General features: G+C 49.4%; 20 protein-coding genes. 17 read left to right on the top strand and 3 right to left on the bottom strand.

What is annotated here, in order from left to right; translation table 11 throughout:
* From ACWJJS_RS10385 to ACWJJS_RS10335, 11 genes are all read left to right on the top strand, one after another.
* Positions 1-4,575: amino acid adenylation domain-containing protein (locus ACWJJS_RS10385; RefSeq protein ID WP_454023546.1), on the top strand; the 4,575-nt coding region annotated here is incomplete at its 5' end.
* A gap of 18 nt (positions 4,576-4,593) precedes the next feature.
* Positions 4,594-8,397 carry a non-ribosomal peptide synthetase gene (locus ACWJJS_RS10380; RefSeq protein WP_454023545.1) on the top strand — a complete coding sequence of 1,268 codons (3,804 nt, stop codon included), beginning with the start codon at positions 4,594-4,596 and terminating at the stop codon, positions 8,395-8,397.
* Positions 8,398-8,472: 75 nt separating this feature from the next.
* Complete coding sequence (locus ACWJJS_RS10375) at positions 8,473-8,853, top strand: DUF1360 domain-containing protein (protein ID WP_003153891.1); 381 nt, start codon at positions 8,473-8,475, stop codon at positions 8,851-8,853.
* Between the two features lie 120 nt (positions 8,854-8,973).
* Positions 8,974-10,512 (top strand): glycoside hydrolase family 10 protein, encoded by a 1,539-nt coding sequence (locus ACWJJS_RS10370; RefSeq protein WP_015388152.1) that lies wholly within the window; start codon positions 8,974-8,976, stop codon positions 10,510-10,512.
* A gap of 140 nt (positions 10,513-10,652) precedes the next feature.
* Positions 10,653-11,795, top strand: a complete 1,143-nt coding sequence (locus ACWJJS_RS10365) for an acyl-CoA dehydrogenase family protein (RefSeq protein WP_032857977.1) — start codon at positions 10,653-10,655, stop codon at positions 11,793-11,795.
* A gap of 44 nt (positions 11,796-11,839) precedes the next feature.
* The gene (locus tag ACWJJS_RS10360; protein WP_139886570.1) at positions 11,840-13,480 is read left to right on the top strand and encodes an AMP-binding protein; all 1,641 of its coding nucleotides are present in this window, start codon (positions 11,840-11,842) and stop codon (positions 13,478-13,480) included.
* 21 nt (positions 13,481-13,501) lie between these two features.
* On the top strand, positions 13,502-14,851 hold the full coding sequence (locus ACWJJS_RS10355; RefSeq protein WP_454023544.1) for an acetyl-CoA carboxylase biotin carboxylase subunit: 1,350 nt from the start codon (positions 13,502-13,504) through the stop codon (positions 14,849-14,851).
* Positions 14,848-15,060 (top strand): acetyl-CoA carboxylase biotin carboxyl carrier protein subunit, encoded by a 213-nt coding sequence (locus tag ACWJJS_RS10350; protein WP_007410121.1) that lies wholly within the window; start codon positions 14,848-14,850, stop codon positions 15,058-15,060. The genes ACWJJS_RS10355 and ACWJJS_RS10350 overlap by 4 nt, the downstream gene beginning before the upstream one ends.
* Before the next feature lie 15 nt (positions 15,061-15,075).
* Entirely contained in the window at positions 15,076-15,975 is a 900-nt protein-coding gene (locus ACWJJS_RS10345; protein WP_003153901.1) for a hydroxymethylglutaryl-CoA lyase, read from the top strand.
* 13 nt (positions 15,976-15,988) lie between these two features.
* Positions 15,989-16,768 (top strand): enoyl-CoA hydratase, encoded by a 780-nt coding sequence (locus ACWJJS_RS10340; protein ID WP_003153902.1) that lies wholly within the window; start codon positions 15,989-15,991, stop codon positions 16,766-16,768.
* Between the two features lie 17 nt (positions 16,769-16,785).
* Complete coding sequence (locus ACWJJS_RS10335) at positions 16,786-18,315, top strand: acyl-CoA carboxylase subunit beta (protein WP_058906071.1); 1,530 nt, start codon at positions 16,786-16,788, stop codon at positions 18,313-18,315.
* A 54-nt stretch (positions 18,316-18,369) separates the two neighbouring features.
* On the opposite strand, the gene ACWJJS_RS10330 is transcribed toward ACWJJS_RS10335, so the two are convergent.
* From ACWJJS_RS10330 to ACWJJS_RS10320, 3 genes are all read right to left on the bottom strand, one after another.
* The gene (locus ACWJJS_RS10330; protein ID WP_003153904.1) at positions 18,370-18,960 is read right to left on the bottom strand and encodes a DedA family protein; all 591 of its coding nucleotides are present in this window, start codon (positions 18,958-18,960) and stop codon (positions 18,370-18,372) included.
* A 74-nt stretch (positions 18,961-19,034) separates the two neighbouring features.
* Positions 19,035-19,928, bottom strand: a complete 894-nt coding sequence (gene galU, locus ACWJJS_RS10325) for a UTP--glucose-1-phosphate uridylyltransferase GalU (RefSeq protein ID WP_146276890.1) — start codon at positions 19,926-19,928, stop codon at positions 19,035-19,037.
* A 6-nt stretch (positions 19,929-19,934) separates the two neighbouring features.
* Positions 19,935-20,342, bottom strand: a complete 408-nt coding sequence (locus tag ACWJJS_RS10320) for a GtrA family protein (protein ID WP_102422655.1) — start codon at positions 20,340-20,342, stop codon at positions 19,935-19,937.
* Positions 20,343-20,621: 279 nt separating this feature from the next.
* Between ACWJJS_RS10320 and ACWJJS_RS10315 the strand changes: the two genes are divergently transcribed.
* Genes ACWJJS_RS10315 through ACWJJS_RS10290 form a run of 6 tightly spaced genes read left to right on the top strand, consistent with a single transcriptional unit; the run spans position 20,622 to position 26,803 of the window.
* Entirely contained in the window at positions 20,622-21,392 is a 771-nt protein-coding gene (locus ACWJJS_RS10315) for a 6-carboxyhexanoate--CoA ligase (protein ID WP_146276888.1), read from the top strand.
* Positions 21,389-22,735 (top strand): adenosylmethionine--8-amino-7-oxononanoate transaminase, encoded by a 1,347-nt coding sequence (gene bioA, locus ACWJJS_RS10310; protein WP_317461499.1) that lies wholly within the window; start codon positions 21,389-21,391, stop codon positions 22,733-22,735. The genes ACWJJS_RS10315 and bioA overlap by 4 nt, the downstream gene beginning before the upstream one ends.
* Entirely contained in the window at positions 22,725-23,885 is a 1,161-nt protein-coding gene (bioF, locus tag ACWJJS_RS10305) for an 8-amino-7-oxononanoate synthase (RefSeq protein ID WP_454023543.1), read from the top strand. Before bioA ends, bioF begins: the two co-directional genes overlap by 11 nt.
* On the top strand, positions 23,882-24,583 hold the full coding sequence (gene bioD, locus ACWJJS_RS10300; RefSeq protein WP_146276882.1) for a dethiobiotin synthase: 702 nt from the start codon (positions 23,882-23,884) through the stop codon (positions 24,581-24,583). The genes bioF and bioD overlap by 4 nt, the downstream gene beginning before the upstream one ends.
* Positions 24,584-24,585: 2 nt before the next feature.
* A complete protein-coding gene (gene bioB / locus ACWJJS_RS10295; RefSeq protein ID WP_079004869.1) occupies positions 24,586-25,605 on the top strand; it encodes a biotin synthase BioB in 1,020 nt (339 codons plus the stop codon).
* A 1-nt stretch (position 25,606) separates the two neighbouring features.
* Complete coding sequence (locus tag ACWJJS_RS10290; RefSeq protein ID WP_454023542.1) at positions 25,607-26,803, top strand: cytochrome P450; 1,197 nt, start codon at positions 25,607-25,609, stop codon at positions 26,801-26,803.
* The last annotated feature ends 104 nt before the right edge of the window (positions 26,804-26,907 follow it).

The raw sequence follows: 26,907 nt of genomic DNA, 5'->3' as shown, positions 1-26,907 counted from the left end.
GTTATTCAGGAATTGGAAGAGAGCCCGTATGAAGCGATTCAGCCTGCGCAAACACAAGATACCTACCCGGTGTCTTCGGCGCAGAAACGGATGTATGTGCTCCAGCAGCTTGAAGACGGCGGTGTCGGCTACAATATGCCAGCTGTGCTGGAGCTGACGGGCCCGCTTGACCGTGTCCGGCTGGAGGCGACGTTCCGGGAGCTTGTGGAGCGGCATGAATCGCTCAGAACGTCCTTTGAAACGGGGCCTGACGGCGAACCGGTGCAGCGCATCCATGACAGTGTACCGTTTCAGCTCGATGAGGCCGAGTCAGCTGACGCATTCGTCCGGCCGTTTTGTCTGGAGGAAGCGCCGCTCTTCCGTGCGGCCCTCGTGAAAGAATCGGACGAACGCCATCTTTTATTAACGGATATGCATCATATTATTTCTGACGGTGTGTCCGTCAACACCTTGATTAAAGAATTCGGCGAGCTGTACGCAGGCCGTTCGCTTGCGCCGATGCGCCTTCAATATAAAGACTATGCCGTCTGGCAGCGGTCGTTTCAGCAGAAAGAAGGGTATCAGAAGCAGGAAGCGTATTGGCTGAAGCGGCTAGAAGGAGAGCTTCCGGTGCTGGAGCTTCCGGCTGACAAGCCCCGTCCGGCTGTCAGAAGCTTTGCGGGCGGCAGCGTATCGTGCACGCTTGACGCTGAAACGGCATCCGACCTTCACCGCATCGCCCGGGATCACGGCTCCACTTTGTATATGGTGCTTCTCGCCGCGTACAATACGTTACTCGCGAGATTGAGCGGGCAGGAAGACATCATCGTCGGCTCGCCGATTGCCGGGCGTCCGCATAAAGACCTTGAACCGATTCTCGGCATGTTCGTCAACACGCTGGCCATCAGAACGGAGCCGAAGGGGGACAAACGGTTCACCGATTATTTGGCGGAAGTCCGCCAGGCGGCGCTTGAGGCGTATGAACATCAGGACTACCCGTTTGAAGAGCTTGTGGAGCGGATCGGCGTGCAGCGGGACACAAGCCGTAATCCGCTGTTTGATGCCATGCTTGTCGTTCAGAATATGGAACATGAGGAATTGCTGTTGGACGGTTTGCATATTCAGCCTGCGGACGTGTCCCGTCCGGTTTCCAAATTTGATGTCACTTTGCAGGCTTCTGAAGGCGGGGGACAGATTCATTTTCTGTTTGAATATGCGGCGTCTTTATTCCGGAAAGAAACGATGCAGCGCTGGGCTTCCCACTTTATGACGATGCTTGAACACATTGTCCGTGAACCGGAAACTTCTATACAAGCGATCAGCATGCTGACTGCTGCGGAACGGGACCGAATTCTTTCGGACTTTAACGGCATGACGGATAAACAGCTGCCTGAAAAAACAGTTCATGAACTGTTCATCACTCAGGCGCGAAAAACACCGGATGCGGCAGCCCTTATCAGCGGGGAAACGTTGGTCACATATAAAGAATTAGATGAATGGTCGAATAAAATCGCCAGAGCTCTGCAAAAACGGCAGATCGGACCGAATGCCGCCGTCGGCATTGTGATACCAAGATCACCGGAACAAGTCGCCGCAGTCTTCGGGGTTTGGAAAGCCGGGGGCGCCTACGTCCCGATAGATCCTGAATACCCGGAGGAACGCAAGCGATATATCATTTCAGACAGCGGCACAGCGCTTCTCCTTACCGTACACGGCGCGATAGATCAAGTGCCTGATCATTTTAAAGGTGAAGTGCTCGCACTGGAGGATATCCAAGAACAAGACGCATCATCGGTTCAGCCATTATCAGCACCGGAAGATTTGGCTTACATCATTTACACGTCCGGGACGACAGGCAGGCCGAAAGGGGTTATGGTCGAACATCGTTCCGTCAGCAAAACCCTTCAATGGCGCAGCGGATTTTATGATCTGAATGAGAAAGATACAGTTCTTCAGCTCTTTTCATTTTCCTTTGACGGTTTTGTGACAAGTATGTTCACACCGCTGATTTCAGGTGCGAAGGCGGCCGTTCCAGCTGAAGATGAAGCAAGAGATATTCTTGCCATTAAACACTATCTTGCATCTTACCGCATCACTCATATGATCATTGTTCCCGTACTGTACCGTACACTGCTTGACGTACTGGAGCCGGGGGATGCAGAGTCTCTCAGAATTGTCACATTAGCTGGAGAAGCTGTCGACCAAAACATTATCAGCCGCAGTTTATCAGTTTGTCCTCACACGGAGCTTGCCAATGAGTACGGCCCGACGGAAAACAGCGTCGCCACTACAGCGGCAAGACATATAGAACAAAGTGAGAACATTACGATCGGCCGTCCGATTGAGCATTCACACGTTTATATTTTAAACGGGGATCACCCGCAGCCGATCGGTGTAACGGGAGAACTTTGCATTTCGGGTTCCGGCCTTGCAAGAGGGTACCGCAATCTTCCTAAGCAAACGGCTCAAGTCTTTGTCCAAGACCCCTTCCACAAGAACCGGCGCATGTACCGCACGGGCGATCTGGCAAAATGGCTGCCGGACGGCACGCTGCAATATATCGGCCGAATGGACGAGCAAGTCAAAATCAGAGGCTACCGGGTGGAACTGAAAGAAATTGAATCGGCCTTAACAGGCATAAAAGGTGTCAAGGAAGCAGCCGTTACCGCTCTGTCCGCATCAGCAGGCCAAACGGAACTATGCGCTTATATCGTGACAGAAGAAGGAACAGAAAGTGAAACCGTGCAGCAGGCACTCAGAAATGAAATGCCCGCTTATATGGTGCCGGCGTTCTTTGAAACACTTGAAGCCCTGCCTGTCACACCGAACGGGAAGCTTGACCGCCGCGCGCTTCCTGAGCCGCGGAAAAAAGCGCACACCGGACGGGCATTTACGGAGCCTGAAAGCGACTTGGAAAAAGAGCTTTCCGCGATTTGGAGCGAAGTGCTCGGAACTGAAAACATTGCCGCGGATCAATCATTTTTTGAACTGGGCGGCGATTCCATCAAAGCCCTGCAAGTATCAGCCCGATTACATCAGGCAGGAAAACAGATCGCCGTAAAAGATATTTTCAGCCGGCCGACAATTAGAGAGCTGGCTCCTTATGTCCGTACAGAGCGGCAGCCGGTCAGCCAAGCTCCCGCAGAAGGAGAAGTGAAGTGGTCGCCGGTTCACAAATGGTTCTTCACACAAGACATGAAGGAAGCAAATCATTTTAACCAGTCCGTCATGCTGACGAGAACAAATTCAATAGATGAAGAGGCTCTCAGGAAAACGTTAAAAGCCATTACCGTTCATCATGATGCCTTGCGCCTTGTCTGCAAAAAAGACGAAGAGAAAGGTCTTCTCCTCTTCAACAGACCGGCTGACCTCGCAGATGAGCAGCTTTACAACCTGACCATATTAGAAACGGAAGGCGATGAGCATGAGAAGGAACGTTTTATAAAACGCCGCGTCGCAGAGCTTCAGAGAAACATGGATTTGGAGAACGGGCCGCTGGTACAGGCGGGACTGTTCCGCTCTGAAGCAGAAGATTACTTGTTTCTGACCGTCCATCATCTCGCTGTCGACGGGATATCATGGCGGATTTTATTGGAGGACTTGGCTTCTGCTTATGAGCAGGCCGCCTCTGGTCAGGAAATCAAACTCCCTCCGAAAACCATGTCATTCAAAACATATACGGAGCAGCTGGCCGATTATGCCGAAAGCAGACAGCTTCTTCAGCAGGCGGAGTATTGGCGGGAGATTGAACACTATGAAACAGAAAGTCTTCCTTACGAGCAGGCAGGTCTATCTCAAACTCCTGCAAAAAAACGGAACACGGTATCCTTCACTCTGACAGAAAGTGAAACGGACGCCCTGTTGAAAGATGTGCACAGCGCCTACAATACGGATACGCAGGATGTGCTGTTGGCTTCCGCCGTGCTTGCCGTTCAAAAGTGGTCGCCGCGGCACGCTTTGAAAATCGCCCTTGAAGGACACGGACGCCAATCGGAGCAGGCAGGTGCGGACATCAGCAGGACAGTGGGGTGGTTCACTTCCATTTACCCGGTGCTTGTCCGGAGCGGAGTTTATGAACCTCTTGAAGAATATGAAATTCGCACATTGAAAACCGTTAAAGACACATTGCGGCGCATTCCGGATAAAGGGAACAGATACGGCGTCCTCAAATATTTAACACCGCCGAAGCTTGCCGGGATGACTTTCGGGAAAGCACCGGAGATCAGCTTTAATTATCTCGGACAATTCGATGCGCCCGGCGGGAATCCGGCAGAAACGGAACAGCCTGACGCGTTTCAGTTTTCTCCTTTGGGAGGCGGAGATGATGTGACAGATACATGGAAACGGGAGCAGTCACTTGAAATCAGCGCGATTGCGGCAAAAGGCCGGATGACCGTCAGCATTTCCTATGAAACGGAGCGCTTCCGGCAAGATACGATCGAACGGCTGTCCGAAAGCTGCCGGTATTATCTCCTGAAACTGTCGGAACACTGCCTCAGCAAAACCGATACGGAGAAGACCGTCAGTGACTTTGATGATCGGGAGCTGACTGAGGAAGCATTGCAGGATATTGCCGACTTACTCAGCTTCCACTAAACCGAGCGGGAGGAACACATGGACAAAACAAAAAATATCCAAAATATTTATCCCCTCAGCCGAATGCAGGAAGGAATGCTTTTTCATTCCTTTCTGCAAAAGGAGGGGGCTGCATATATCGAGCAATCCGTCTTCACCATAAAAGGCCGGCTTCGTCCGGAATTGTTTGAGCAAAGCGTACAGTCTGTCATCAGCCGCCACGATATTTTCAGAACAGTTTTTTTACCTCATGTCGCTCAGCTGAACGGCCCCCGCCAAGTCGTGCTGCGTGAGCGGGAATTCCGGCTGCACCGCGAAGATCTTACACATTTGGATGAAGCGGAACAGAGCGCCTACTTACAGCGATTTAAGGAACGTGACCGCTTAAAAGGCTTTGACTTGCAAAAGGATATGCTGATGCGTGTGTCTTTGTTTAAAACGGCTGACGAAAAATATGTATGCGTCTGGAGCCACCATCACATCCTTATGGACGGCTGGTGCCTCGGCATCGTCCTTCAGGAATTCATGCATATGTACCGGGCGATTGAATCAGGCTCACCTGTCACACTGGCGCCCGCAAAGCCTTACAGCACGTATATTACATGGCTGACTGATCAGGACAAAGACGCGGCTTCTGAGTATTGGAAAGGATATTTAGCAGGCTGCGAGACACCCTCAGGACTCCCGAAAATATCGGCCCGTCCCCAGGAAAAAGGCTACCGTAAGAAAGAGCTCCTGTTTTCTTTAGATCAAAATCTGACAGACAGGCTGAAAACCATCGCCAAAGAAGAGGGCGCTACGCTCGCGGTTCTTATGCAGACTGTATGGGGCCTGATGCTGCAGCGCTACAACCGGACGGACGATGCCGTATTCGGCGCCGTCGTATCAGGGCGGCCTTCCGTCATTGACGGCGTGGAAAGCATGATCGGGCTGTTTATCAATACCGTGCCGGTACGCATTAAAACGGGTGACGAAAGCTTTAGAGAACTGCTGGGCCGCAGCCAGAAAGAAATGCTTGATTCAGAGGCGTTCAGTTATCATCCGCTTGCTGACATCCAATCTCAGACTGAGCTGAAACAGGATTTAATCGACCATATCATCGTGTTTGAAAATTATCCGATTCAGCAGCAGATGAGAGACGCGGAAAAGGAATCGGATGCACCGTTCCAGATCGGGAATGTTAATGTTTCGGAACAATCGGGCTACGATTTTAACCTCATCATAGCGCCCGGCGATGAGCTGATCATCAAATTCAGCTACAATGCGAACGTTTATGACGAAGTATGGATAGAGAGCGTAAAAGGACACTTGGAAGAAGCGCTGCGCGGCGCCGCCTTCAATCCCGATGTTCCCGCTGATCGGCTTCCGATGCTCGGACAAAAGGAAAAATCAAGAATAATCGGCGAATTTAATGACACGAAAACAATTTATGAAAGAGACGAAAGCATCATCAGCCTGTTCAGCCGACAGGTGAAGAAAACCCCGGACCATCAGGCGCTTCACGCCGGCGGGCTGACGATGACGTACCGGGAGCTCGATGAACGGTCAACTGCGTTCGCCCGCATCCTGCTGGAAAACGGTTTGGCGCCAAAAGGAATTGCCGGAATTCTTGCCGAACGCTCACCGGAATTTATCATCGCTGTTCTCGCTGTATTGAAAGCGGGAGGGACGTACCTTCCGCTCGATGCAGAACTGCCATCCGACAGGATCGCCGATATGCTCACTGAGAGCGGAGCACAGCTGTTAACGGTACAAAAAGGGATTGAGACTGACGTTGACTTTTCTCACATCATCTCTATCCCGGCTGCAGCTGAAAAACAAACCGCTGATGCAGGAAAACTGAATACCGTTACGTCACCTGATGATCTTGCCTATATTATGTATACATCCGGTTCAACAGGAAAACCGAAGGGCGTAATGATTTCCAACCGCAACGTCGTATCGCTCGTGTCAAACAGCAATTACACGTCAGCCGGCACGACGGACCGTCTCATTCTGACAGGGTCCATCGGTTTTGACGCAGTGACGTTTGAAATCTTCGGAGCGCTATTGAACGGAGCGTGCCTTCATGTGGTTGACCGCACGACAATGCTTGCGCCTGAGAGGTTCGGCAATTATCTTTGTTCCAATCGTATTACGATTCTGTTTTTGACGACGGCGCTCTTTAACCAGTTTGCCCAGGCGGATCCGGAGATGTTTTCCGGTTTGCACACCTTATATGTCGGCGGAGAAGCATTGTCCCCGGCGCTCATCAATAAGGTCAGACACCGCTGTCCGAATCTCAGCCTTTATAACATATACGGGCCGACGGAAAATACGACATTTTCTACCTTTTACGAAATCAGGCACGATTTTTCTCAGCCGATCCCAATCGGAAAACCGATCAGCAATTCAACCGCGTATATCATTGATAAAAATGGCGGACTTGCGCCGATCGGCGTGCCCGGTGAGCTTTGTGTCGGCGGGGACGGGGTTGCCAAAGGCTATTTAAACAGGCCTGACTTAACAAGTGAAGCATTTGTCAGCCACCCGGTTCATCCTGAAGAAAAGATCTACAGAACAGGGGATTTGGCACACTGGCTGCCTGATGGAAGCATCGGATACATCAGCCGTATCGACCGTCAATTCAAGATTCGCGGGAAGCGTATCGAGCCGGCCGAAATCGAAGCGCGGCTGACTGAAATTGATGGAATCAGGGAAGCTGCAGTCATCGTGTCAGACGAAGGACAAAAAGCAACCCTTTGTGCGTATTATACAGGCGCACATGCTGAAGAAAGAGCCATTCGATCCCTATTGGCCAGGTCGCTTCCCGACTATATGATTCCGCAGTATGTGATGAAGCTTGACCGTATGCCGCTTACCGCAAACGGCAAAGTGGACCGCCGCGGGCTGCCTGCGCCGGAACGGAAAAAAGCTTCATCAAAAGCCGTTCCGCCACGAAACTGGGTAGAGCGTGAGCTGATCGACATTTGGACGCCGATCCTCGGCTGCGGGGAGCTGGGCATACAGGATGACTTCTTTGAGCTGGGCGGCCATTCTTTGAAAGCATTGCAAGTGATTCATCAGCTGAAGACCAGGCAGCAGATGGACGTCCCGATTGAAATGATATTTGAATATCCGACAATCGAACAATTGGCTGAAAAGCTGTATTCAAACACACTGTCAGAAGCTGCCGAACAGCATATCAGCAGACTGAATCAGCCGAAAGGCCGCAATCTTTTCTGTTTTCCGCCTATCTCAGGTTTCGGCATTTTCTTTAAAGATCTGGCGGCGGCATTAAATGGACGGGCTGCTGTGTACGGTTTTAACTTTATTGAAGAAGACAGCAGAATGGAACAATACATTGATAAAATGCTGGAAATCCAGCCGGAAGGCCCTTACATCCTCTTCGGATATTCAGCGGGCGGCAATACGGCATTCGAGGCTGCAAAAGCGATGGAAAAGCGCGGCTTAGAAATCAGCGACGTCATTATCGCAGACGCGTACAGAAAGCTTGACGCACTGCCGCAGCAGCCAACAAACGCAACAGCCGAAAATGTCCCGGAAGCCGTCAGGGAAGCGGTCATCAGAAAAACAGAGCGCTATCAAACGTACTGGGCGGAACTGATAAATGACGGCCAAATTGCGGCAAACCTCCATTTTATCGAGGCCGGCTTAAAGGAAGAGCACAATGCTGAGTCTGAGCCGAAGAAATGGGAAGGCGCCACAACGGGACTCTACCAGGAATATCAGGGCGAGGGAGCTCATAAAGATATGTTTGAACCCGCCTTTGCACACAAAAATGCCGAGATCATACTGGACATCATTGCAAACAGCGGAAGACGCTTGGCGCGGAATCTGTAACATCCGGCAGAATGACTGAAGAAGACAAAGGGCAAGATAGGGGAATCACACTCAGTTTTTTTTGGAGGCTTTGAGATGACGAACCTATCTTGGCTTACGTATGTAATGATTATTCTTGCCAGCTACCGGCTGACCCATTTGATCGTATTTGATAAGATTACGGAATTCATAAGAAAACCCTTTATAAAACAAGAAAAAACCGTCGATCAAAACGGGCGCGCCGTCCAAAAAAAAGTCCCTTCCTCCGCATTCGGTTATATGCTGCAATGTTATTGGTGTGCGGGTGTCTGGTGCGCCATATTGATCGGCATCTGCTACTTGGTCTGGCCCCGCTATGCACATCCGGTTATTTTCATTTTGTCCATCGCCGGAGCGCAGGCCATTCTTGAAACATGTGTCGGCGTCGGAACGAAGGTCATTGACGTGCTCGCCGCCATAAAACATAAAAAGTCCTGAAGCGTTTTATTCGCTTTAGGACTTTTTTCTTTCCCTTTTAGGCTGAGAGGAGCAAAGCAGGCTTTCTGATTCACCGCCCGGAATGCTTCGGAATACCGTAAAGCAGAGAGGGGGAAAAACATGAAAAGCTGCCGTTTTAGCATGATATGGTTTTTGGCCGTTGTACTGACAGCCGGCATCTTTACATTCTCAGCATCCGCACAAGCAAGCGGCACTCAGCCGGAGAGAGAAATGCGAGCCGTATGGATCGCATCTGTCACCAATATCGACTGGCCCTCTAAAAAAGGGCTGTCACCGGAAGAGCAAAAAAGAGAATACAGCAAGCTGCTGGATGACGTTCAGAAGATGGGAATGAACGCCGTTATCGTCCAAATTAAGCCTGCGGCTGATGCTTTTTATCCATCAGATTACGGGCCTTGGTCAGAGTATCTGACAGGAACACAAGGCAAAAATCCCGGCTACGATCCGCTTGCTTTTTTAGTTGAAGAGACACATAAACGGAATCTTGAATTTCACGCTTGGTTCAATCCTTACCGGATCACGATGAATCACACAAATTTGAATGCGCTTTCAGATGATCATCCCGCGCGTTCCCATCCGGACTGGGTCGCTGCATACGGAAAACAGCTGTATTATAATCCGGGCATTCCGGAAGTAAGACAATTTATAACGGATGGAATCAAAGAAGTGGTCAGCCGTTATGACATTGATGCGGTTCATATGGATGATTATTTTTATCCTTATAAAATTGCCGGACAGGAATTCCCCGATCAGGCGGAATACGAACGGTACGGAAAAGCTCACTTTGCATCAATTGATGACTGGCGCAGGGATAACGTCAACCGGCTTGTAAAAGAAATCAACGAAACCATCAAACGAGAAAAACCTTATGTCAAATTCGGAATCAGCCCGTTCGGCGTATGGAGAAATGCCGCAGATGATCCGACAGGCTCCGAAACGGCCGCCGGGGTGCGGAACTACGATGACTTATATGCTGATACAAGAGAATGGATCCAAAAAGGATACATTGATTACATCGCACCGCAAATTTACTGGAGTATCGGATTTAAAGCGGCAGCATATGACGTCTTAGCGGATTGGTGGGGAAAAGAAGTGAACAATCGGCCGGTGCATTTATATATCGGGCAGGCAGCTTATAAAATCAACAACAATACTGATCCGGCCTGGGCCGACCCGGGGGAATACGGAAGACAGATTACTCTAAACAGAGGATCAGCATGGATAAAAGGCAGCATGCATTTCAGTTTAAAGGATTTAAACCGTAATCCGCTCGATGTGAAAAACCGTTTGATCAATGACATGTACAGCCGGCCCGCATTAATTCCCGAGATGCCTTGGCTCGGACATTCCGCTTTAAAAAAACCGGCTGTCAAACGGGCGGAGAAGAACGCTTCAGGCAATACACTCTATATCGAAGATGCGAAATCCAACGGTAAAAAAACGGCTTATTACGCCATTTACCGCGCAGAAAAGGGAAAGCAGCCTTATTTAGTGGATACAGTCAGAAAAACATCGTCACGGACGCAGACATTTTCAGATACTGATATTCGGGCGGAAGAAGCATGCACCTATATCGTTACTTCTGTTGACAGGCTTCACCATGAGAGCCGTCCCTCCGCAAAACGGACGATTAAATAGCCATTATTAATAAAACTGACAGTTGCGGCGCTGTCAGTTTTTTTGCGGCGGATGAGTCCGAATGTTCAGACTTTATTTGGATGGAATGAATAAAGACCCCCATTAATAAAATGTAGAAAGCAGCAGAAGGAGGAAGGTTAATGAATTTTCAATTGACAAAAGAACAGCAGATGGTGCGCGAAATGGTCAGAGATTTCGCCAAAAATGAAATTGCCCCGAAAGCCCATGAGGTTGATCAATCAGCCGTCTTCCCGATAGACACATTTAAAAAAATAGGCGAACTCGGGCTGCTCGGAATTCCGTTTCCGGAAGAATACGGCGGGGCGGGCGGTGACACCATTTCATATGCAGCAGCGGTTGAAGAAATCGGAAAAGCCTGCGGCAGCACGGGGCTGAGCTACGCGGCAGCCGTGTCACTCGGCGCAAGCCCATTATACTATTTCGGTACTGAACAGCAAAAGCAAGAACATCTTGTTCCGCTTGCTTCGGGAAAAGCGCTCGGATCATTCGGGCTGACAGAGCCGAATGCCGGTTCAGATGCCGGCGGCACCCAGACAAAAGCCGAGAAAAAGGGCGATGACTATGTGATAAACGGAGAAAAATGCTGGATCACAAACGCAAATTACGCCCGCACGGTCATTGTCACCGCCGTTACGGGAAAGAACTCCGCCGGAAAACCGATCATTTCAGCTCTCATCGTCCCGACAGACACACCGGGATTTACGATCACAAATCCGTACGACAAGATGGGTGTGAGAGGATCGGATACGGCCGAGCTTGTGCTGGAGGATGTCAGGGTGCCTGCCGATAACCTGCTCGGTGATCCTGAAAAAGGTTTTAAACAATTTTTATATACATTAGACGGCGGGCGGATCTCGATTGCGGCACTGGCTGTCGGTATCGCTCAAGGCGCACTGGAGGCGTCGCTGTCATATGCGAAGGAACGCAAGCAGTTCGGCAGTCCGATATCGTCATTTCAAGCCATTCAATTTAAGCTGGCCGATATGGCGATGGAAATTGACCTTGCCAGACAAATGGTGCTTAAAGCGGCATGGCTGAAGGATCAAAACCTGCCATTTACGAAAGAAGCGGCATTCGCCAAGCTTTATGCTTCAGAAATGGCCGTCAGAACCTGCCTTCAGGCCATCCAAATTCATGGCGGTTCCGGTTATATGAAGGAATGCGGTGTCGAACGTATGCTTCGTGACGCAAAGCTGATGGAGATTGGAGAAGGAACATCAGAAATTCAAAGAATGGTCATCGCAAGACAGCTTTTGAAGTGAAATGAAAACGTTTACTAAGACAGAGATGGAAGGGGGCAGGTCATATGGCTGAACTTATCCATTTAACAGCCGGAAAGCTGCTTGAGCGGACCGCGGGGCTTTTTCCAGATCACGAAGCGGTTGTTTACCCTGAGCGCGGCCTTCGTTATACGTATGCCGAGTTTGACCGGTTATGCCGGCAAACCGCAAAAGGGCTGATGAAGCTGGGAGTTGAAAAAGGAGATCATGTGGCCATATGGGCATCCAACATACCGGAATGGCTCGCGGCGCAATTTGCAACGGCGAAAATCGGCGCTGTTCTGGTCACCATTAATACAAATTTTCAAATCGCAGAACTCGATTACCTGCTGGCGCATTCAGACGTCTCGGCCCTGATAATCATGGATTCCTACCGGCAGACATCTTATGTTGAGATGGTGAATAAGCTGATTCCGGAGCTGAAAACTTGTGAGTACGGCAGGCTGCGTTCGAAACGTTACCCCTTTTTACGGACGGTGTTATATATCGGTGATAAAAGCCCGCCCGGGATGCACCGCTGGGATTCTTTGCTGAAGGAAGGCGAAGCTGTAACGGATGCAGCGCTTGACGGAAGGATGGACAGCCTGAAAAAGGATGATTGCATTCATATGCAATATACATCAGGTACGACCGGATTTCCGAAAGGCGTCATGCTCTCACATTTTAATATCGTAAATAACGCGGCCAATATCGCAGAATGCATGAAGCTTACTTCAAGTGACCGTTTATGTATTCCCGTGCCGTTTTTCCACTGCTTCGGGTGTGTGCTCGGCGTGCTGGCGTGTGTTTCCGCGGGTGCGGCGATGATTCCGATCGAACAGTTTTCTCCGCCGGCCGTTCTGAAAACGGTGGAACAAGAAGCCTGCACGGCTCTGCACGGTGTACCGACGATGTTTATCGCCCTCCTAAATGACAGCCGCTTTTCTGAATATGATCTTTCCCACGTCCGAACCGGGATTATGGCAGGCTCGCCATGCCCGGCGGAAGTCATGAGAGAAGTGATCGGCAAAATGGGGATGACCTGCATTACCATTGCCTACGGACAGACCGAAGCATCACCTGTCATTACGCAGACAAGAACGGATGATTCATTTGAAAGAAGAGTGGAAACAGCGGGACGCGCGCTTCCCCATATCGAAGTCAGAATCGTTCGGCCCGGAACATCCCAAGAAGCCGCCCGGGGCGAACAAGGAGAGCTCTGCACCCGCGGATATCATGTCATGAAAGGTTACTATAAAAATCAAGAAGCGACCGAAGAAGCGATAGACAAGGACGGCTGGCTGCATACCGGTGATTTGGCTGTCATGGACGAGGACGGGTACTGCAAAATCACGGGCCGTCTGAAAGACATGCTGATCAGGGGCGGCGAAAATATCTATCCGCGCGAGATTGAGGAAATGTTATATCGGCATCCCGCAGTGGCAGACGTTCAGGTCGTCGGCGTGCCTGATCCGAAATACGGAGAAGAGGCCGCGGCGTGGGTCAGGCTCAAAGACGGACAAACCGCTTCCGCAGAAGACATCAGAACCTTTTGCAAAGAACATATCGCCCGCTATAAAGTCCCCAGGTATGTTTTGTTTACAGATGAATATCCAATGACAGCCTCAGGAAAAATTCAGAAATTCAAGCTGCGGGAAAAAACGATTGAAGAGCTCAAGTTAACTTAATGAAAAAGGAGTGCTTCACATTTGTTTAAAAAAGTCCTGATTGCCAACAGAGGAGAAATCGCCTTAAGAATTATCCGCACCTGCAAACGTCTCGGCATCCCCTCGGCAGCTGTGTATTCAGAAGCCGACAGGGACGCGCTGCATGTAAAAGCGGCTGATGAGGCCTATCCGATCGGTAAATCGAGAGTAAATGAAAGCTATTTACATATCGACAGAATCATAGAAGCCGCCAAATCCGCCGGAGCGGACGCCATTCATCCGGGCTACGGGCTGCTGTCAGAAAACAGCCTGTTCGCCGAACGCTGCCGGAAGGAACAAATCACATTTATCGGCCCGCCCGGTGATATCATCGCCAAGATGGGCAGCAAGATAGAAGCCCGAAAAACGATGCAAAAAGCAAAGGTCCCGATCGTTCCCGGTGTTTCAGAGCCATTGCCCGATGTCCACTCCGCCTTAGCCGAAGCCCGTGCCATCGGCTTTCCGGTCATGCTGAAAGCGTCTGCAGGGGGAGGCGGAATCGGCATGCAGATCGTACATTCAGAAGAAGAGCTGGCCAAAGCGTTCGAAGGCAATCAAAAGCGGGCCGCGTCCTTTTTTGGAGACGGCGCAATGTATATGGAAAAGGTCATTGAAAATGCCCGTCATATTGAAATTCAGATTCTCGCAGATTCTTTCGGAAACACCGTTCATCTGTTTGAACGTGACTGTTCAGTACAAAGGCGCCACCAAAAAGTGATAGAAGAAGCGCCGTCGCCGTTTGTTGACGATGAATTAAGACAAAGACTCGGTGAAACCGCCGTTAAAGCCGCTAAATCGATCGGCTACCAAAATGCAGGCACAATAGAATTTCTCGTCGACCAAAAGAAACATATCTATTTTTTAGAGATGAACACAAGACTGCAGGTGGAGCATCCGGTGACAGAAGAAATTACAGGACTGGATCTTGTGGAAGAACAGCTGAAAATTGCCGCCGGGCAGGCGCTGACTTTCTCGCAGAAAGATATCAACCACCGCGGTCATGCGATAGAAGTGCGGATCTATGCGGAAGATCCGGTCACCTTTTACCCGTCACCCGGTGCCATCTCGTCTTTTTCCGTTTTAAGACACCCGTCAGTGCGACACGAATGCGCCGTAGAAAAGGGAAGCGTCATTTCTCCGTTTTACGATCCGATGATTGCCAAAATGATCGTCACGGCGAATACGAGAAAACAGGCCATTGAACAACTGAAAACCGCCCTTGGCGAATATCATGTAGAAGGGATTAAAACCAACATTCCGCTGCTGACAAAAATTGCCCATTCAGAAGTGTTTGAAAAGGGTGAGGCAACAACCGGTTTTTTACAAACAATGAACGAGGGGGCGTCAAAATGAGCGTCATAAAAATTCAGATGGCGGGAAACCTGTGGAAAATTCATGTGAAGCCCGGTGATGTCATTGAAGAAGGACAGGAAGTGGCCATCTTGGAATCTATGAAAATGGAAATTCCGATTATCGCTGATGCAGCGGGTACGGTGAAAGAAGTGAAAAAATCAGAAGGTGATTTCACTGATGAAGGAGAGGTCCTGATTGAACTTCAATAAAACGGGAGGTGCAGCATGAACTGTCCGAAACATGTCCGCATCAATGAAGTAGGACCGCGTGACGGCTTGCAGAATGAATCGGCGTGGGTGGAAACAGAAGATAAGATTGAGTGGATCAATATGCTGTCAAAAACAGGCCTTCCCTATATCGAAGTGACATCATTCGTGCATCCGAGATGGATTCCGGCTCTTCGTGACAGCCTGGACGTCGCAAAAGGCATTGCCAGATCTGAACATACGGTCTACGCGGCTCTCGTTCCGAACCTCATCGGACTGGAGCATGCTGCAGAAGGCGGAATCGATCAGGCCTGTGTATTTTTATCTGCAAGCGAAACCCATAACCAAAAAAACGTAAACAAACCGATTGACCGGACCGTTCAAGAGCTCAGGCGGGTTATTACTGAAGCAAAAGCTGAAAAAATGGAGACGAGAGCTTATCTGTCCACTGTGTTCGGCTGTCCGTACGAACAGAACGTGCCGGTCGAACAAGTCATCCGCCTGTCAGACACCCTGCTCGAAATGGATGTTGATGAAATATCGCTCGGCGACACAATCGGCGCGGCAAACCCCTTGCAGGTCATAGCCGTGCTTGAAGCCCTTTTGCCGAGAATTCCCGCCTCAAAAATCGCACTCCATTTCCATGATACAAGAGGAACGGCTCTAGCGAATATCATTCCCGCTCTTGATATGGGGATTACATCCTTCGATACTTCCTCAGGCGGGCTTGGCGGCTGTCCGTATGCTCCGGGATCAGCAGGAAACGCCGCCACAGAAGACGTCATTTATATGCTCGAACAAATGGGGATTGATACCGGGACGGACATGAATAAACTTCTTTATGCCGCCGGCTGGATCGCGGATAAAATAGGCAAAGATCTGCCAAGCAGAAACCTGCAGGCATTCAGAACGAAATGAGAAAGGAGAAGCCATGGGAGATTGCGTCTTGTATTCCGTCTGTCAAGGAACGATCGGTCTGATCACGCTGAACCGCCCGCATGCGGCCAACTCACTGTCTTCAGAAATGATTGATCATTTACAGCGTGTGATTGAAGACATCAAAAACTCGCCATCCATTCGCTGTGTCATTCTCACCGGCTCCGGAAACACATTTTGCGCCGGCGCTGATTTAAAAGAGAGAGCGGGGATGAATCATGAACAAGTTAAGCAAAGCGTCAGGCGTATCGGTGAAACGGCTGCATCCATTGAAGCTCTCCCGCAGCCGGTCATTGCAGCGCTGAACGGAACCGCTGTCGGAGGAGGCCTTGAACTCGCTCTCGCCTGCGATATCAGAACAGCCGTCAGCCGGGCGGGCCTCGGCCTTCCTGAAACAGGGCTTGCAATCATTCCCGGGGCGGGCGGAACGCAGAGACTGCCCCGGCTTATCGGCCCCGGCGCGGCAAAAGAATTGATCTATACCGGCCGAAGGCTTTCTGCCGAAGAGGGAAAAGACATGAAGCTGATCGAGCATGTTTGTGAAGCCGATGAACTTATGGAAAAAGCAAAAGCACTGGCCGGCCGCATCGCCGCTAATGGGCCGATCGCCGTCAGACAAGCAAAATCCGCGATAAACAAGGGTCTGGAGACAGATCTCAATACAGGGCTCGAAATCGAACGAAAAGCATATGAACAAGTCATCCCCACACTTGACAGAGAAGAGGGCCTGCGCGCTTTTAAAGAAAAAAGACCCCCTGAATACAAAGGAAAATAAAACATGGAGGGACTCGGATGGATTACGAAAAAGAACGGCAGACACGCAGCAAAACGATTGAAAAGGGAGGAGCCGCGAAATATCACGCAAGCAATGAAAAGAAGGGGAAACTTTTTGTAAGAGACAGGCTGAAGCTTTTATTCGATGACGGCATATCCGTTGAAGACGCTTTTTTCGCCGAGTGCATGTCAGACGGACTGCCGGCTGACGGGGTCGTTACCGGGATCGGAACCATCGGCGGCAGAACCGTTTGTGTGATGGCAAATGACTCAACCGTAAAGGCGGGCTCGTGGGGCGCGAAAACGGTGGAAAAAATCATCCGCATTCAGGAGACAGCGGAGAAGCTTCAGTGTCCGCTCTTGTACTTAGTCGATTCCGCAGGTGCGAGAATTACGGATCAGGTCGACATGTTCCCGGGCAGAAGGGGAGCCGGCCGCATCTTTTATAATCAAGTAAAGCTGTCGGGCCGCATTCCGCAAATCTGTTTATTGTTCGGTCCTTCCGCTGCAGGCGGCGCTTACATTCCGGCCTTTTGCGACATTGTCATTATGGTCGAAGGCAATGCATCCATGTACTTAGGTTCCCCGCGCATGGCAGAAATGGTGATCGGCGAGAAAGTATCGCTTGAAGAAATGGGCGGCGCCCGTATGCATTGTTCCGTATCAGGCTGCGGTGATCTCCTCGCCCCGACGGAACAGGAAGCAATCTTGATGGCGCAGACATATCTCAGCTACTTTCCGGCAAATTATACTGAAAAAGCGCCCGTCAACAAATCTAAGAACCCGAAAGCTTTTGAAAAACCGCTCTCAGATGTCATCCCGGCACATCAAAACGCACCGTTCAACATGATGGATTTAATTGAACGTGTTATTGATGAAGACTCATTTTTTGAGATCAAACCGTTATTTGCGCAGGAATTAATAACGGGGCTTGCGCGGATTCACGGACAGCCGGTCGGCATTATCGCCAATCAGCCGCGTGTCAAAGGCGGAGTTTTATTTCTCGATTCGGCGGATAAAGCCGCAAAATTTATCGCTTTGTGCGACGCATTCCATATTCCGCTTCTGTTTTTAGCAGACATTCCCGGATTCATGATCGGAACGAAGGTTGAGCAGGCGGGCATCATCAGGCATGGCGCAAAAATGATCTCCGCAATGGCGGAAGCGACTGTTCCGAAGCTTTCCGTTATCGTCAGAAAAGCCTACGGTGCCGGATTATACGCGATGGCGGGGCCTGCTTTTGAACCGGACTGCTGTTTAGCGCTTCCGACTGCGCAAATTGCCGTAATGGGTCCTGAAGCAGCGGTGAATGCGGTCTACGCAAACAAAATCAGCGAGCTGGCCCCTGAAGAAAGGCCGGCTTTTATTCAAGAAAAGCGTGATGAATATAAGGAAGACATTAACCTTTACCGGCTTGCCTCTGAAATGGTGATTGACGGCATTGTTCCTGCTGATTCCTTGCGGGAAGAACTCAATAAACGCCTCACTGCTTACATGTCCAAACAACTGACATTCACACACCGGAAACACCCCGTATACCCGGTATAAATAAAAAAAGACTGCATAGATCCGGCTCGGCAGCCGTTCTTATGCAGTCTTTTTTCACAGTCTTGATCTCATTTTCTTCACAACAAAATAAACAACAATAAATACGAGAGCCAATATAATGATCGGAGTTGTATACATTCCGGCATAGCTGTCTACGTCTTTCCACTGTCCCCCGAGCTGATACCCGAGATAAACGAAAATGACAGACCACGGAATAATGGCAAGCGTCGTCAATATGACAAACTTGGAAAGAGGCATTTTCGCAAGGCCGGCCGGGATGGAGATCGCATGTCTGACGACCGGGATAAAACGCGCCGAGAACACAACGCCGGCGCCGTAACGGCGAAACCAGTTTTCCGCAACATCAACATGATGCTTTTTCAGAAGTAAGTACTTGCCGTACTTGTCCAAAAACGGCCGTCCCCCATAACGGGCGATCCAGTAAATAAAGCACTGCGCGATCGTTCCCCCGATCACACCGGCGACAATGGCGCCGATAAAGCTGATCGTGCCTTCTGACACCATATAGCCTCCGTAAGCCAGAACGATTTCACTCGGAATGATTTCGATCATTAATCCGAGCGCAATCCCTAAATAGCCCATACTTGTCAGCCAGGATAATATTTCATTAATAAAATTGCCCACACTGTTCACAACCTCTTTATCTTTTTACCCAATTATATGACTGATTGACAAGCAAAATGGTTACAAATTATTTTTTAACGCACGATTTCTTCAGATTCTCTTTTTAACACCTCTTCTAAATAAGCTAAAAGTTTCGGTCTCATTTCTTCCCGCAGAAGCCCGATCTCCGTGCCGGCCTTAAAACAGCCGAACTTATCTCCTATATCAAACCGGCTTCCTTCAAGCTCCCGCGCGTAAATGCTTCGGGTGCGGCATACTTCGCGCAGCGCGTCTGTCAATTGGATTTCGCTGCCCGCGCCTCTTCCGATCGTCTTCAGCGCTTTAAAAATGGCAGGGGTTAATATGTAACGACCCAACACGGCAATATGAGAGGGCGCCTTTTCAACGGCCGGTTTCTCAATCAGATCCTCAACCCGGTACACATGACCGCTCTGCCGCCCCGTCTGTATAATACCATATTTGCTGACATCAGCAGGATCGACGGGCTGTACGCCGATCGTTTCTGTGCCGTGTTGGTTATAGACGTCTATGAGCTGTGAAAGAGCGGGAGTGTCAGATACCATAATATCATCACCTAAGAGAACGGCAAAAGGCTCATCTCCGATAAAATGCTCCGCACACAGCACCGCATGGCCTAGTCCGAGCGGTTCTTTCTGACGGATGTAATGAATATTGGCCAAATCGGCAATCCGCTGCATTTCCTTCAGCGTCTCTGACTTGCCTTTTTCCTCAAGATTGAATTCCAACTCCGCCGACCGGTCAAAATGATCTTCAATCGAGCGTTTGTTTCTCCCTGTAATAATCAGTATATCTTCAATTCCTGACGCTGCGGCCTCTTCGACAATATATTGGATTGCCGGTTTGTCGACGATCGGCAGCATTTCTTTCGGCTGCGCCTTTGTCGCCGGCAGAAATCTCGTTCCTAAACCCGCTGCGGGGATGACCGCTTTTCTCACTTTTTTTCTCATCCATCTTCACTCCTGATCCTGTATGTTTTTCAGCGAATCTCCAAATACCCAGATTCGGTTTCCGATAAAATTCATCATCATTCCGCCGATAGTGGCGGCGAGCTTACTCACCAAAAGCGAACAGCCGCCTTTTTGAAACGCGTACAGCAGCAAAAAGGTGATTCCCGACGCGGCAAGATTAATGATGAGAAAGCGCACGATCTCTTTCCCGCCAGCCTTGCGCTTTACACGAAACGTCCACTTCCGGTTCCACACATAGCTGTTGATGATCCCTGCCGAATAGGAGCAGATCTGCGCCGGCAGATAGGGGACATGGCAAGCGGTGAGAAGAAAGAAGACACCAAAATCGATCAGCGTATTGCCGGCGCCCACGGTGCAAAAACGGCCTGCTGTCTTTACTTTTTCTTTCAGCATAACGGCATCCGGTTTTGACCTCCCTTCATAAGTAAGATGCGGATCGCTGTCCTATTTGTTGATATGGATTACTTTAGCGGACAGTGTTGAATAAACAATTACTAAAATATGAACAAAACATGAAAACGTAATGAGGCTTTGTAAAACCCATTAAGTTAACAGTTTTATAGTTTAGGTTGACATATTACGTGCAAGACACTAATATTCTGTATGAGTGTTAACCTTTTATTATTTTGGTTAACATTAAATTTCGAAATAAAAGAAAGGAGGGAAATTTTCATGCGGGAAGAGACCTATTACAGCGTCAGAATGAGAGCTTCCCGAAACGCCCCCCATGAGCAGGGCGGAAAACATATTTCCGGCGGAGAACGGCTCATCACTTACAGCGGTTTACAGGAAGCGGTAGATGGCTTATTACATAAAGGCTTCTCACATTCAAGAGGGATACCTGATTTTATGCAGATTCAGCTTGAAAGCGTTCATGAACCGATCGAAACGATCCGCCCTTTGCCGGTTGCCCTCCATCAAACAGACACGCCGGAAAAAGGACAAGCAATTGCCCGCAAGCTTCTGCAAAAGGCGGGGATTCCTCCGCACATGATAGAGAAAGCGTACGAAAACATTACGGAATATGCAGAAGCAAGAGGAGCGGTCCTGTTTGATATCCGGGCAGGAAAACGCATTGACGGCAGAGGAAATAGAGGTGTGCGGGTATCCCGAGTGGATTGGCCGTCACATGATTTTCAAAAATGGGCTTTTACTCACAACATGCCGGAAAATTCACGAATAAAAGAAGCACATGCCATCGCGGCAAAAGTTTGCGCACATCCGGGAATTATTGCCGAATTGTGCTGGTCAGATGACCCTGATTACATAACAGGCTACGTTGCCGCAAAGAAGCTGGGATATCAGCGGATTGCCAAGATGAAGAATGCCGGAGATGAAAGGGGATGCCGGGTTTTCTTTACTGATGGCTCCATAGATACGGAGAGCTGTATCCATTTTTTAGAGAAGCAGCCTGTATTCATTCAGCGGGAGGAGAACATATGAAACAATCAATGATTGAAAAAAGCAAACAGCATCTTTGGCTGCCTTTCACACAAATGAAAGATTACGATGAAGATCCGTTAATCATTGAAAGCGGAAACGGGATCATGCTGAAAGACATCAGCGGCAAAGAATATTATGACGGCTTTTCTTCAGTATGGCTCAATGTACACGGCCACCGCAAAAAAGAAATGGATGAAGCGATTCAAAAACAGCTTGAAAAAATCGCTCATTCGACTTTGCTGGGTATGACAAACGTTCCCGCAACAGAACTTGCGGAGATGCTGACGGGCATCACACCGGAAAAGCTGACGCGCGTTTTTTACTCCGACAGCGGAGCGGAAGCAATGGAAATCGCTCTGAAAATGGCCTTTCAATACTGGAAAAACGTAGGGAGACCTAAGAAGCAGACGTTTATTTCGATGCAGAACGGCTATCACGGCGATACGATCGGAGCCGTCAGCGTCGGCTCCATTGAACTCTTCCACCATGTGTACGGCCCGCTGATGTTTGAAAGCTACAAAGCCCCGATTCCTTATGTATACAGATCTGAAAGCGGCGACCCCATACAGTGCCGGGATGAATGCCTTCACGCGCTCGAACAGCTGCTTGCAAAGCACCACGAAGAGATTGCCGCACTTACGATTGAATCGATGGTGCAAGGCGCATCCGGGATGATCGTCATGCCTGAAGGCTTTCTGGCAGGCGTACGAAAGCTGTGTACGGCATATGATGTGTTAATGATCGTTGACGAAGTGGCGACGGGGTTCGGCCGCACCGGAAAAATGTTTGCCTGCGAGCATGAAAATGTCCAGCCGGACTTGATGGCGGCAGGGAAAGGCATTACGGGAGGCTATTTGCCGATCGCTGTGACGTTTGCCACAGAAGCCATTTATGAAGCCTTCTACGATGACTACGACAAAATGAAAACATTTTTCCACGGCCATTCCTATACAGGAAATCAGCTTGGCTGTGCCGCGGCAATTGAAAATCTGCGTTTATTCGAATCAGAGCGCATCGTTGAACGAGTCGCCGAAAAATCAAAAACGGCTGCGAAATTTCTTCATGATCTGAAGCAGCTTCCTCATGTCGGCGATGTCCGCCAGCTCGGTTTGATGTGCGGCATAGAGCTTGTGCAGGATAAGGGGACAAAACAGCCTTATCCGCCTGAAAAGCGGATGGGATACAAGGTGTCCTTGAAAATGAGAGAGCTGGGTATGCTGACACGGCCGCTCGGTGACGTCATCGCCTTTCTGCCGCCGCTCGCCAGCACAACCGACCAGTTACAAGCCATGATATCCATTATGAAAGAAGCGATAGCCGAGGTGACCGGCCGTGGATTTTGACGGATGGCTCCTCGGAAGGCTCGATGCGGTGAAAAGAGACGGGCTGTATCGGACGCTGCGAACACAGGAAACCGCTCTTAAAACCAAAGGGCAAAAGCGGCAGACCTGGGCGTCCAATGACTATTTAGGTCTGTCAAAAGATGAACGGCTGATCACAGCCGCGCAAACAGCGCTGAGCCGGTTCGGAGCGGGAAGCGGCGGCTCACGGTTAACGACAGGAAATACTGTGTGGCACGAAAAACTTGAACAAACAATCGCGGATTTTAAACAGACGGAAGCGGCTTTATTGTTTTCAAGCGGTTACTTGGCGAATATCGGCGTGCTTGCCTCACTGCCTCAAAAAGGCGATGTCATTTTAAGCGATCAACTGAACCATGCGAGCATTGTTGACGGCTGCCGTTTATCAAAAGCGGAAACCATCGTGTACCGCCATATTGATATGGATGATCTTGAGAAAAAACTTGCCTCCGTCCAGACGCGGAACCGCCGCTTTATCGTCACAGACGGCGTTTTCAGCATGGACGGCACAATTGCGCCTCTTGACCGCATAATGGCGCTTGCAAAGCAGTACCAGGCATTTGTGATAGCAGATGACGCGCATGCAACCGGTGTACTCGGAGAAAACGGCGGGGGAACCAGTGACTATTTCGGTGTTTGTCCTGATGTTGTCATCGGCACATTAAGCAAAGCAGTCGGAACGGAAGGCGGTTTTGCCGCGGGATCAAACATTTTCATTGATTTTTTGCTGAATCAGGCGAGGACGTTTATTTTTCAGACGGCCCTCCCTCCGTCAATTTGTGCGGCTTCGCATACGGCATTTGACCTCATATCAGATATGCACGGTACGCGCCGTGAGCTGCAGTCGTCTGTCAAAAAGATAAAAACGCGTCTGGCCGATATGGGCTTTATCGTAAGAGGCGGGGATACACCGATTATCCCCGTTATCATCGGTGATGCAAAAACAGCGGTTTCAGCCGCTGCACTGCTTGAGAAAAAGGGAATCTGCGCCCCGGCCATCCGCCCGCCCGCCGTTCCGGAAGGCGAAAGCAGAATCAGGCTGACCGTTACGGCGGATCGCAGCTTACAGGACATAGACGAGCTGACAGAAGCATTTGATTCCATTAGAAAAGAGCTGAATATAAACAAATGAGAAGTTTTTTTGTCACAGGAACAGATACCGGCGTCGGAAAAACCATCGTTTCTTGCGGACTTGCCGCGGCATTCAGGCAGAAACAGGCGGATATCGGAGTGTTTAAGCCGTTTTTAAGCGGCGTGCCGCGGACTCATCCGGAAAGTGACACCTCGCTGTTGAAAAACATGTCACAAACCGCACTGTCTCATGAAGAAATCACGCCATTTGAATGGAAAGAGCCGCTTGCGCCGTACACGGCCGCCATGCTTGAGGGGAAATCCGTGAGCATGGATGAAGTCATGGCCCACTGGAGTAAGATCAAAAATCGTCATGAGTGTTTCATCGTCGAGGGGGCAGGCGGCATTTCCGTTCCGCTTGGTGAAAATTACTTAGTCAGTGATTTGATAAAAGCCTTGGAATTACCGGCAGTGATTGTCGCCAGGCCTGATCTCGGAACCATCAATCACACATATTTAACCGTTGAATATGCGAAAAACATGGGAATAGAGGTTCTCGGCATTATGATCAACGGCGTAAAGAGCCGGCCGGGGCTGGACGAGAAGACAAACCCGAGCATGATTGAAACATTATGCAAAGTTCCGATTTTGGGAATCACACCGAAGCTGGATCTCGTTTCACCGGAAAACATTCAACACATGATTGAGAAACATATAGATGTTTCCTCTTTCATGAATCTGACACAAATGGGGAGATAAACATGAATCAATGGATGGATCTTGCAGAGAGAGTGCTGGACGGGGCGGAAGTAACGAATCAAGAAGCGCTGGCCATTTTAAATTGTCCTGATGAGGATCTTTTATTGCTGATGCATGCCGCTTTTCATATCAGAAAACGATTTTACGGAAAAAAAGTAAAGCTGAATATGATTATGAATGCAAAATCAGGCCTGTGTCCGGAAAATTGCGGGTACTGTTCACAATCTTCAATATCAAAAGCGCCGATCGAGTCTTATCGGATGGTGGATAAGCATATATTGCTTAAGGGGGCAAAACGCGCCCATGACCTGAATATAGGGACATACTGCATCGTCGCCAGCGGGCGGGGACCGTCGAACAGAGAAGTAGATCAAGTTGTTGATGCTGTCAAAGAAATTAAAGAAACGTACGGTTTAAAAATCTGCGCATGCCTCGGTCTGCTGAAGCCGGAACAGGCAGAGCGGCTGAAACAGGCAGGAGTAGACCGGTACAATCATAACATCAATACATCACAAAGGAATCATTCAAACATTACGACCTCCCACACGTATGACGACAGGGTCAATACGGTGGAAACGGCGAAACAATCGGGGATGTCGCCTTGTTCGGGTGTCATCGTCGGCATGAAAGAAACGAAACAGGACGTCATTGATATGGCGAACAGCTTAAAAGCGCTTGACGCCGACAGCATCCCGGTTAATTTTCTGCATGCGATTGACGGAACTCCGTTAGAAGGGGTAAGCGAATTACATCCGGTGTATTGCCTGAAAGTGCTCGCCTTGTTCCGTTTTATCAATCCGACAAAAGAAATCCGTATCTCAGGAGGCCGGGAAGTCAACCTTCGTTCGCTGCAGCCGCTGGGACTTTACGCCGCAAATTCGATTTTCGTCGGAGATTACTTAACGACAGCAGGGCAGCATGAAACAGAGGATCATCAAATGCTCCATGATTTAGGGTTTGAAGTCGAATCCGTTGAAGAAATGAAAGCCGGCCTGCAATCCGCCTGCAATACGGAGGTATAAGATGACGGCGGGCCTATCAAGTGCACATCCGTCTCTCCATGCCGATGCGGATTTTTGGAATGACCCTTACCCGTTTTATGAAAAACTGCGATCCATTGATCCTGTTTATAAAGGAACCGTATTAAAACATCCGGGCTGGTATGTCACCGGGTACAAAGAGGCGGCATCGATTCTGAAAGACACCCGATTTAAAAACCGCATTCCTTTTCCGGAAGCTTCAACGAAATATCAAAATCTATCGCATATCCAGCACGATATGCTGTTATTTAAAAATCAATCAGACCATAAGCGGATGCGGATGCTTATAGGTAAAGAATTTACCGCAAAGACGGCGGAATCACTTCGCCCCTGTATAAAAGAAACGGTTCATGACTTGTTGGATCAAATCCAAAACAAAAAAACCGCAGACCTTGTTTCAGAGTTTGCCTTTCCATTGGCAAGCCTCATCATTGCGGAGATACTCGGAGTGCCGAAAGAGGAGAGATATCAATTCAGACAATGGACGGCAGACGTCATTCAAGCCATTGATCTTACCCGGTCAAGAAAGACGTTAGTCAGAGCAAGCGACACCGCAGGCAGGCTGACTGCATATTTCAGAGATTTGATTCACGAGCGGAAAGCACATCCTCAGGAAGACTTAATCAGCAGGTTTATTATGGGGAAACAGCTTTCAAAAGACGAAGTACTCGCGACATGTATCTTACTTGTCATAGCCGGACACGAGACAACGGTAAATCTCATGAGCAACGGTGTGTTTACTTTGTTGAAACACCCTGAACAGCTTAGCGCACTGAGAGAAAACCCCTCGCTTATTGAAACTGCTGTCGAGGAATGTCTGCGCTACGACAGCCCCGCGCAGCTGACGGCACGCACCGCTTCAGAAGACTGTGAAATAAATGGGAAGACCATAAAAAAAGGAGAGCAGGTATATATCCTTTTAGGAGCGGCCAATCGCGATCCAAGCATATTCGATCAGCCTCATAAAATGGATATCCGAAGAAAACCGAATCCGCATCTTGCATTCGGAAAGAACGCCCATTTTTGCATAGGCTCCTCATTAGCGCGCATCGAAGCACAAATTGCAATTCTCACACTGTTTGAGCGGATACCTAAGCTTCGGCTGGCCGCACACCGCCTTGAATACCGCAAGCTCATTGGTTTTAGATCGCTCAAAGAGCTTCCGGTTGTCCTTGGCTGAATGACCATGCAGGAGGGCCGGATTTTATCGGTTCCTCTTGCAGGAAATAAATGAAAGAAAAAAGAATACATATTTATAAAGCAAAAATCCTCTCTGATCCATCT

This window comes from Bacillus sp. JK106 (assembly GCF_053663355.1).
Note: the sequence above shows the minus strand (reverse complement) of the source record. Positions and strands in the feature narration are given on the sequence as shown.

Excerpts from the sequence above, each read along its gene's own strand:
- ACWJJS_RS10380 (WP_454023545.1), top strand. The coding sequence starts at position 4,594 with ATGGACAAAACAAAAAATATCCAAAATATTTATCCCCTCAGCCGAATG.
- ACWJJS_RS10375 (WP_003153891.1), top strand. The coding sequence starts at position 8,473 with ATGACGAACCTATCTTGGCTTACGTATGTAATGATTATTCTTGCCAGC.
- ACWJJS_RS10370 (WP_015388152.1), top strand. The coding sequence starts at position 8,974 with ATGAAAAGCTGCCGTTTTAGCATGATATGGTTTTTGGCCGTTGTACTG.
- ACWJJS_RS10365 (WP_032857977.1), top strand. The coding sequence starts at position 10,653 with ATGAATTTTCAATTGACAAAAGAACAGCAGATGGTGCGCGAAATGGTC.
- ACWJJS_RS10360 (WP_139886570.1), top strand. The coding sequence starts at position 11,840 with ATGGCTGAACTTATCCATTTAACAGCCGGAAAGCTGCTTGAGCGGACC.
- ACWJJS_RS10350 (WP_007410121.1), top strand. The coding sequence starts at position 14,848 with ATGAGCGTCATAAAAATTCAGATGGCGGGAAACCTGTGGAAAATTCAT.
- ACWJJS_RS10345 (WP_003153901.1), top strand. The coding sequence starts at position 15,076 with ATGAACTGTCCGAAACATGTCCGCATCAATGAAGTAGGACCGCGTGAC.
- ACWJJS_RS10340 (WP_003153902.1), top strand. The coding sequence starts at position 15,989 with ATGGGAGATTGCGTCTTGTATTCCGTCTGTCAAGGAACGATCGGTCTG.
- ACWJJS_RS10335 (WP_058906071.1), top strand. The coding sequence starts at position 16,786 with ATGGATTACGAAAAAGAACGGCAGACACGCAGCAAAACGATTGAAAAG.
- galU (WP_146276890.1), bottom strand. The coding sequence starts at position 19,928 with ATGAGAAAAAAAGTGAGAAAAGCGGTCATCCCCGCAGCGGGTTTAGGA.
- ACWJJS_RS10320 (WP_102422655.1), bottom strand. The coding sequence starts at position 20,342 with ATGCTGAAAGAAAAAGTAAAGACAGCAGGCCGTTTTTGCACCGTGGGC.
- ACWJJS_RS10315 (WP_146276888.1), top strand. The coding sequence starts at position 20,622 with ATGCGGGAAGAGACCTATTACAGCGTCAGAATGAGAGCTTCCCGAAAC.
- bioA (WP_317461499.1), top strand. The coding sequence starts at position 21,389 with ATGAAACAATCAATGATTGAAAAAAGCAAACAGCATCTTTGGCTGCCT.
- bioD (WP_146276882.1), top strand. The coding sequence starts at position 23,882 with ATGAGAAGTTTTTTTGTCACAGGAACAGATACCGGCGTCGGAAAAACC.
- bioB (WP_079004869.1), top strand. The coding sequence starts at position 24,586 with ATGAATCAATGGATGGATCTTGCAGAGAGAGTGCTGGACGGGGCGGAA.
- ACWJJS_RS10290 (WP_454023542.1), top strand. The coding sequence starts at position 25,607 with ATGACGGCGGGCCTATCAAGTGCACATCCGTCTCTCCATGCCGATGCG.